The following is an 8239-nucleotide window of genomic DNA, read 5'->3' on the forward strand; positions in this document are numbered from 1 at the left end:
CCACCCGGCGGTACACCGCCTCCACCACGACCACGGCGTCGTCCACCACCAACCCGATGGCCACCGCCAGCCCGCCCAGCGACATGAGGTTGAGCGTCCCGCCCGTGAGCCAGAGCGCACCAAAGGTCATCGCCAGGGTGGCAGGGAGCACCACCGCCGCGGCCGTCATGGCCCGCCAGGAGCGCAGGAAGAGGCCCACGACCGCGAGCGTGAGCAGGCCGCCGAGGATGACCTCGTCCCGCACGTGGGCCACGGACCGCGCGATGAGCCCGGCCTGATCATAGGAGAGCTCGACGTCGATGCCCGGCGGCAGCCCCGCCCGCACCCGTTCGAGCTCCGCGTGGACCTCTCGCGCCAGGGCGATGGCGTCCGCCCCCGGCCGCCGGCCCACGTTGACGAGCACCGCGGGCCGGCCGTTCGCGTACGTCAGGGAGAGCCGGTCCGCATGCCCCTCCTGGATCCGCGCGACGTCGCCCAACCGCACGGGCGCCTCGGGCGTCCCGCCCACCACGAGCGCCGCCAACCGCTCCGGAGAGCCCACCGGTCCCTGGACCACCACCAGCGCCTGTTGGTAGTGCACGTCCACGCGGCCCGCCGGCTCGAGCAGGAGCGCGCTGCCCACCTGCGTGGCGAGCGTGGGCAGGTCCAGCTTCGCCTGCTCCAGCCGCTGCGCGTCCACGGTGATGCCGAGCTCGCGCACGTCGCCGCCGACCACGTCCACGCGCCCCACGCCCGCGAGGCCCGCCAGGCCAGGGCGCAGCGTCCGCAGGGCGAACTCGCGCAGCCGGGCGGGGTCCGCCGTCCCGGTGACGGCGAGCGTCTGGATGGGAAAGGACGAGGGGGTGAGCCGTTCGGCGAGGAGCGTCGTGTCCGGGGGCAGTGCGTTCCGCACCTCCGCGAGCCGGGCATTGACGAGTCCCAGGGCCCGCTCCATGTCCGTGTTCGAATCGAACCAGAGCGAGATCTCCGCGGCCGCGCGGATGGTCCGGGAGCGCACCTGCCGCACGCCGATGACGGTGGACAGCGCCTCCTCCACCGGGCCGGTCACGGACAGCCGCAGGGTCCGCGCGCTGGCGCCATTCAGCGTCGCGGCGACGATGATTCGCGGGAACTTCACCTCCGGGTAGAGCCCCCCGGGCAACCGGGTCGCGCCGAGCACTCCCGCCAGCGTCAGCGCCGCCAGCAGCACCACCACCCCGGGCGCGTTGCGCCGCAGCAGCGTCAGCCACGTCACCGCAGGACCTCCACCCCGGCGTCATCCGGCAGGGAGTAGCCCCCTTCCACGACGACGGGCTCGCCCACCGCGAGCGGCCCCTGGACGACGGCCGCGCCCTCGTCCTCGGAGACGACGTGGACCGGCACCCGGTGGACCCGCCCGTCCCCGAGCCGCGCGACCGCGAGGCCTCCATCCTCCTGGGGCAGGAGCGCCGATGACGGCACGGTCAGCGCGCTGCCCAGCGACGCCACGACGACCTGGGCTCGCGCGGTCGCGCCCAGGCGCAGCTCCCCGCGCGGGTTGGCGAAGCGCAGGCGGATCAGCACGTTGCCGCTCTGCGGATCCACGGAAGGGGACACCGCGGCGACCTCGCCCTCGCGCTCCCCGTCCAGCCCGTCCACGGTGAGGGTCGCGCGTTGACCGGGTTGGACCGCCGCGGCCTCCTGCTGGGTGACGTACGCGCGCAGCTCCAGCGGATCCGTCGCGGAGACCTGGACCACGGGCGGGTTCGCGCCCTCCACCCTTTCGCCCTGCCTCACCCCGATGGCGGTCACGACGCCGTCGAAGGGGGCCTGCAGCGAGGTGCGCCCCACGCCACGCCGGGCCAGCTCCAGGGCGCTCCGGGCCCGGGCCTCGGCGGCGCGGGCGGCGGCCTCCGCGCTCCGGTCCTGCTCCGCGTCCTGACGGGCCGCGACTCCGTGTTCAGCGAGGACGTCCGTGCGCGCCCGCTTCTCCTTCGCGGCCTCGAGCGCCGAGGTGGCTTCGCTCAGGGAGGCCTCCGCCTGCTGGAGCTCGGCGGTGGCGCTGAGCGTGTCCACCTGGGCCAGGACCTCGCCCGCTCGCACCCGGTCCCCTTCCGCCACGCGCAGCAGCGACAGCCGACCGGGCACCAGCGGTGAGAGCCGGACCTCGCGCCCGGGCGGCGCCGCCAGCAGGCCCGCGACGCGCAGACCGCGCACGGCCTGCCCCGGAGCCACGGCGGCGACACGGACGCGCGGAAGGGGCGGCGCGGCTTCTTCGGGCGGCGTCCGCTGGCAGCCCACGCCGCAGGCGCAGAGGCAGGCGAGCAGCGCGAATCTAGGGCTCATCAAGAGGGACCCCGGCGGCGAGTTCGAGGTCCGCGAACGCGGACTGGGCGGCGAAGGCGGCTTCGATGGCCTGCGTTCGCATCTCCGTGGCCGTCTGGAGCGCGGCGTTGAGCGCCACCCGGGGACTGCGGCCCACGCGATAGGACTCCAGGGCCATGCCCTCCGTCTTCTCCACGGCGGGCAGGATCTCCTCCGCGTAGCGCGCGAGTCCCGCCAGCGCGGCGGACAGGCGCGCATGGCTGGAGACGAGCTCCGTCCACCGGGAACGCCGCTCCTCGTTCTGGCGGGCGCGCGCGAGCTCCAGCGAGGCCGCGGCGCGGACCGTCTCTCCGCGTCCCAGGCCGGGGAGGAAGAGGTCCAGGTCGAGCGCGCCGCGAAGATACGTGCTGCGTCCCCCGGGGCCGTCCGCTTCCACGGAGACCCCCACCGTGGGGGTGGGCCACCGCTCCCGCCGTGACGCCCGCAGGGTGGCCTCGGCCGCAGACACCTCGCCCTGACGTGCCTCGGCGGCAGGGGACCGCGCGCCCACGGCCAGCACGGCCTCCAGTGAAGGCAGGGCGGGCGGGGGTTCGTCCACCGGCTCCAGCGCCGCACCCGGTGGCCGGCCCAACAGCAGGGCCAGCGCCGCCGTGGCGGCGGTGATCTCCCCCTGGCGGGTCAGCCATTGGACTTCGGCGGAGCCCCTCGCGATGCGGGCCTGGAGCAGGTCCAGCTCCGGGGCCGCGCCGGTTTCGAAGAGCAGCACCGCGGCGGCCTCCGACTCGCGCGCGAGCGCCAGTGCGCGTGCGGAGGTCTCCAGGAGCTGGCGGGCGCGCACCAGGGAGAAGTAGGCACGCCGCGCATCCGCCCGGGCCGTGGCCTCGCTCGCGCGGCGCTCGTCCGCGGCACCGCGGGCCGTCAACTCCGCGGCGAGCACCCGCGCCGCCCGGGCGCCCGGGGCCGGGAGCCGCTGGGTCAGCCCCACGGTCCACCGGGGATCATTTCCCCCGCCCCCCACGGACAGGGTCAACGGAGAGAAGGTCCGGGCGAGCTCTTCTTCCCCGCGGGCCACGGCTTCCCGCGCCCGGGCCTGTGCGAGCGCCGGAGCCTGACTCGTGGCTTCGAGGAGCGCCGAGCGCAGCGTGAGCGGCTCCCCCAGCGCGCTGCCGCCCCACAGCAACAGCAGGGTGATGACCCTGGAAGGCATTGCATTCCCGTGCCACATCGAAGGTCAGCCCTCCCGACAGCCATCATCGACGCGGGCCGCGCGTTCCGGGGCATGCGGCGCGCTGCCCCGAGGTCGGTGGACGTGTCAGCCAGGCGGCGCTTTCCGTCCCGGCACGGCCACGACGCATCTTGCCGCAGCGGGCATGTGGCCGTGAGCGCATGAGAAAGGCCTCATCCGTCCCCCAGGCGGATTTCATGCGCCCGGTGGGGACGGCGCACCGTGACGCTCAGGCCCCCCGGTCGACCGGCAGCCCCAAGCGCGTGAAGGAGAACACCAGCGACGTCTCGATGCGGCTCACCTCCGGACGGCTGGTGAAGGACTGGATGGTGAGCACGCGCAGGTGCTCCGTGTCCCGACACACGACGTGCACCAGGAAGTCCGTCGTCCCGCCCAGGCAGTAGACGGCCACCGTCTCCGGCAGCGAGCGCAGGTGGTCACCGATGCTGCCGAAGGCCTCTCCCACGTGGAGCCGCAGCTGCACGGCGATGAGCGCCTGGAGCCCCAGCCCCAGCGAGCGCGCATCCAGGTCCGCTCGATAGGACTGGATGACTCCGTCCGTCTCCAGCCGCTTCACCCGCGCGAGGCACGACGAGGGGGCCAGCCCCACCCTCGCGGCCAGCTCCTTGTTGGACAGCCGTGCATTGTTCTGGAGGGCCTCCAGAATCTCGCGATCGATTCGGTCGAGTGCGGCCATTCGAGGCTCCCGGGCGAATTCCATTCGATGGATGCCGCTCAATCCTGACCCGTATTCTGTCCGCATGCCACGACACGGAATCGCAGCATGCCTTCTCCTCCTGGCGGGCACGGCCTTCGCGGGCCCTGCGCCGTCGCCGGAACTCCTGCTCGCGCCCTGGTCGGGTCCTCATGGGGGCGTCCCGCCTTTCGACCGCGTGCGGGTGGCGGACTTCGCGCCGGCGCTCGAGGCCGCGATGACGCAGGCACGGGGCGAGCTCGCCGCCATCGCGGACGCGAAGGAGGCGCCCACGTTCGAGAACACCGTCGCCGCGCTGGAGGACTCGGGCCGCGCGTTCAACCGCGTCTACGAGGTCTACAATGCGTGGTCCTCGTTCGTGAGCTCACCGGAGTACCAGGCCGTGGAACGCCAGATGGCGCCCCGGCTGGCGGCGTTCTGGGATGAGCAGTCCCAGAACCGGAAGCTCTTCCGCCGCGTCAAGGCGGTCCGGGACTCGGCCGCGAAGGCGAAGCTGACGCCGGAGCAACAGCGTGTCGTGGCGTACTACTACGACGACTTCGTGCGCTCGGGCGCCCTGCTGGACGCGGCGGGCTCGAAGCGCCTGGCCGCGCTCAACCAGCGGCTCGCCACGCTCTACACGACGTTCAACCAGAACGTGCTCGCCGACGAGCAGCGCTACACCCTCCTGGAGAACGAGGCGGACCTCGCGGGCCTGCCGGAGCCGCTGAGGAAGGCCGCCGCGGCCGAGGCCACCGCGCGCGGACAGCCGGGGAAGTGGGCCGTGGCCAACACCCGCTCGGTGGTGGCGGACTTCCTCACGTACTCGGAGCGGCGGGCGCTGCGCGAGAAGGTGTGGCGCAACTACGACAGCCGGGGCGACCACGGCGACGCGCATGACAACAACGCCGTCATCACGCGGATCCTCGCGGCGCGCGCGGAGGCAGCGAAGCTCATGGGCTTTCCCACCCACGCGCACCGGCAACTCACCTACGCCATGGTGAAGACGCCTGAACGCGCCATGCAACTGCTGGAGACGCTGTGGAAGCCCGCCGTCGCGCGCGTGCGCGAAGAGGTCGCCGCGATGGCTGCCATTGCCCGGAGCCAGGGCCAGCAGGAGCCCATCGCCCCGTGGGACTACCGCTACTACGCGGAGAAGGTGCGCAAGCAGGCGTATGACTTCGACGACAGCGAGGTGAAGCCCTACCTCCAGCTGGAGACCCTGCGCGAGGGCATGTTCTGGGTGGCGGGCGAGCTCTTCGGCTTCACCTTCACGCCCGCGCCGGACGTGCCCGTCCTCCACCCGGACGTGCGCGTCTTCGCGGTGAAGGAGCGCGAGAGCGGCCGGGAGCGGGGGCTGCTGTACTTCGACCCCTACGCGAGGGAGGGCAAGTACAACGGCGGGCAGACGGAGACGTACCGCGTCCAGGAGCGCTTCCGGGGCGAGGTGCCGGCCCTGGTGACCATCAGCATGCCCTTCGTGAAGCCTGCGGCCGGAAGCCCCGCGCTGCTGGGCTGGCGCGACGCACAGACGCTGTTCCACGAGTTCGGCCACGCCTTGCACACGCTGAGCGGAGACGTAACGTACCCCGCGCTCGGCGGCAGCCGCGTGGTGAGCGACTACTCGGAGTTCCCCTCCAAGCTGTTCGAGCACTGGCTTTCCACGCCGGAGGTGCTGAGCCGCTTCGCGGTGCACCACGCGACGGGCCAGCCCATGCCCCAGGCGCTCGTGGCCCGCATCCAGAAGGCGGCGACGTTCAACCAGGGCTTCTACACCGTCGACTTCCTGACCTCCGCGCTGGTGGAGATGAAGCTGCACCTGGCGGGCGCGAAGCGCATCGACCCGGACGCGTTCGAGCGCGACGTGCTCCGCCAGCTCGGCGCACCCGCGGAGGTCGGAATGCGCTTCCGCATGCCCCACTTCGGGCACGTCTTCGCCAGCAACGCGTACGCGGCCGGCTACTACCGTTACCTCTGGGCGGACATGCTGGCGGCGGACGCCTTCGAGGCCTTCCAGGAAGGCGGCGGCGCCTACGATGCGAAGGTGGCCGCGCGGCTGCGCGAGCACGTCCTGTCGGTGGGCAACACCGTGGATCCGTTCGAGGGCTACCGGCTGTTTCGTGGAAAGGACGCGAGCCTCGACGCCCTGATGCGCGAGCGCGGCTTCGTGCCCGTAGACTGAAGCCCATGCTCGACCACACAGGCATCGGAGTCGCTGACGTCGCCCGTTCGGCCCGCTTCTACGACGCGGCGCTGGGGGCGCTTGGCCTCCGCCGCGCCATGCAGCTTCCCGCGGACACCGGAGCGGATGGCATTGGCTACGGCCGGGAGTACCCCATCTTCTGGATCGACCGCTTCCATCCCCACAGCGTGAAGCAACACACGGCCTTCGCCGCCACGAGCCGCGCCCAGGTCGAGGCCTTCCACGCGGCCGCGGTGGCGGCGGGAGGAACCGACAACGGCGCGCCCGGGCTGCGCGGCGTCGAAACAGGCTATCCCGCCGGTTACTACGCCGCCTTCGTGCTCGACCCGGACGGCAACAACATCGAAGCGGTCTTCCGACAGCCTCAAGGGAGATGAAGGCCGCCTCACTGCACGGCGCGCACGAACTGCCCCGGCGTGATGCCGACGATGCGCTTGAAGTGCCGGTTGAGCAGGCTCTGGTCATAGAGCCCGACCTGGAGCGCGACCTCCGCGGGCGTCTGCCCCTGTGACAGCAGCCGCCGGGCCCGCGAGATGCGCAGGTGCGTGAGGTACGCGTGGGGAGGCATGCCCAATTCCTCGCGGAAGGCGCGGCACAGGTGGAAGCGGTTCCAGCCCACCTGACGGGCCAGCGACTCCAGCGTGATGCCCTCCGGGATGGCCTCGTGCAGCGCCTCCACCACGCGCCGGACAGGCCAGCGGTAGCGCCGCTCCAGCGCGTCCGGGTGCCCCAGACAGTCCACCAGGGCGGCGAGGGCTTCGGCCAGAGCCGTCTGGAGCTCCAGCGCGTTGGAGCGTCCCACCAGGCTCGCATCCAGCACGGCGTGGAGGCGCACGAAGGCGGACGCAGTGGGCTGCTCCCGTTCGAGCTGGAGGTGGCGAAGGCGGGCGGAGGCCGGAGCCCCCAGGGCCTCGCGGGCCTCGGCGACGAGTGATGCGTCGAAGGCCACCGACTGGAACCGGGCGGGACCATCGCGGCGCAGGTCCCGGTGCACTTCGCCTGGCTGCTTGAGGTCGACCGTCCGGGGCGTGGAGGAGTGGACCTTGCCGCGTCCCCACCACTCCGAGCGGCCCCGCTGCGTCAGCGTCACCGAGAAGCGTTCCTTCACGGAGCGCAACAGCCGCCCATCGGTCCTGAAGCGCACCAGGTGGACGCCCGGCAGCACCGGAAACAGGAAGGTCTGGACGGACAGCGGGCCATCCAGGACGGCGCGAGGGAGAGCGGGCACGGTGGGATCCTAACGCCGGCCTCCCGCCTGGACCGGGCGAAGTGGACCTGCACGGCATGACAACAACGTCCAAGCCCGGCGTGGCTCCGACCGGGTACGCCTGTGAATCGGAATCCCGGCCATCCCCCTCACTCCGCCGGGCAGGAAGGCGTCATGACAGGCATCCAGGACAAGGTCATTGCCATCACCGGAGCAAGCAGCGGCATCGGCGAGGCGGCGGCGCTGCTGCTCGCCGAGCGCGAGGCGAAGGTCGTCCTCGGCGCGCGCAGGCAGGAGCGACTGGAGCCGCTGGTGGAGCGCATCACGAAGGCAGGCGGGCAAGCCCTTCGTGCACGGACGGACGTGACACGGCGCGAGGACGTGGCCGGGCTCGTCCGCCTAGGGCGTGTCCGCAAATTAGAGCCAGAGGCGGATGGAGGCGATATGGACCATCGCCAGGTAGTTGGCGGCGCGCTTCTCATAGCGCGTCGCCACCCGCAGGTTCTGCTTCAAGCGATTGAAGAGACACTCCACCCGGCAGCGCTTGCGGTAGGCCGCGCGCCGGAAGGCGCGCTGCCGGGGCTGGTCCGAGCGAGTGGGGATGATGGCGTGCACCCCATGTTCGCG

8 protein-coding genes and 1 pseudogene are annotated in these 8239 nt (G+C 72.4%); 3 read left to right on the forward strand and 6 right to left on the reverse strand.

The features are described 5' to 3' along the window. The 4 genes from D7W79_RS34610 to D7W79_RS34625 form a co-directional block, all read right to left on the reverse strand. Positions 1-1234, reverse strand: a 1234-nt coding sequence (locus D7W79_RS34610; RefSeq protein ID WP_147442194.1) for an efflux RND transporter permease subunit, incomplete at its 3' end; no start/stop codon positions are given. Then, entirely contained in the window at positions 1231-2304 is a 1074-nt protein-coding gene (locus tag D7W79_RS34615) for an efflux RND transporter periplasmic adaptor subunit (RefSeq protein ID WP_120529599.1), read from the reverse strand. The genes D7W79_RS34615 and D7W79_RS34610, both read right to left, overlap by 4 nt. After that, on the reverse strand, positions 2294-3490 hold the full coding sequence (locus D7W79_RS34620) for a TolC family protein (protein ID WP_158617127.1): 1197 nt from the start codon (positions 3488-3490) through the stop codon (positions 2294-2296). The genes D7W79_RS34615 and D7W79_RS34620 overlap by 11 nt, the downstream gene beginning before the upstream one ends. A 247-nt stretch (positions 3491-3737) precedes the next feature. Next, entirely contained in the window at positions 3738-4205 is a 468-nt protein-coding gene (locus D7W79_RS34625; RefSeq protein ID WP_120529601.1) for an Lrp/AsnC family transcriptional regulator, read from the reverse strand. A gap of 64 nt (positions 4206-4269) precedes the next feature. Between D7W79_RS34625 and D7W79_RS34630 the strand changes: the two genes are divergently transcribed. Further along, on the forward strand, positions 4270-6384 hold the full coding sequence (locus D7W79_RS34630; RefSeq protein ID WP_439099261.1) for a M3 family metallopeptidase: 2115 nt from the start codon (positions 4270-4272) through the stop codon (positions 6382-6384). 5 nt (positions 6385-6389) lie between these two features. Then, positions 6390-6782, forward strand: a complete 393-nt coding sequence (locus tag D7W79_RS34635; protein WP_120529602.1) for a VOC family protein — start codon at positions 6390-6392, stop codon at positions 6780-6782. Positions 6783-6790: 8 nt separating this feature from the next. On the opposite strand, the gene D7W79_RS34640 is transcribed toward D7W79_RS34635, so the two are convergent. Then, a complete protein-coding gene (locus D7W79_RS34640) occupies positions 6791-7633 on the reverse strand; it encodes an AraC family transcriptional regulator (RefSeq protein ID WP_120529603.1) in 843 nt (280 codons plus the stop codon). Between the two features lie 153 nt (positions 7634-7786). Here D7W79_RS34640 and D7W79_RS34645 point away from each other — a divergent pair. Further along, positions 7787-7996 (forward strand): annotated as a pseudogene (locus D7W79_RS34645) (SDR family oxidoreductase); the annotation flags it as partial. Positions 7997-8029: 33 nt separating this feature from the next. Here D7W79_RS34645 and D7W79_RS34650 read toward each other — a convergent pair. Next, positions 8030-8239: transposase (locus D7W79_RS34650; protein ID WP_147442195.1), on the reverse strand; the 210-nt coding region annotated here is incomplete at its 5' end.

It is taken from the genome of Corallococcus exercitus (genome assembly GCF_003611585.1).
GTDB lineage: Bacteria > Myxococcota > Myxococcia > Myxococcales > Myxococcaceae > Corallococcus > Corallococcus exercitus.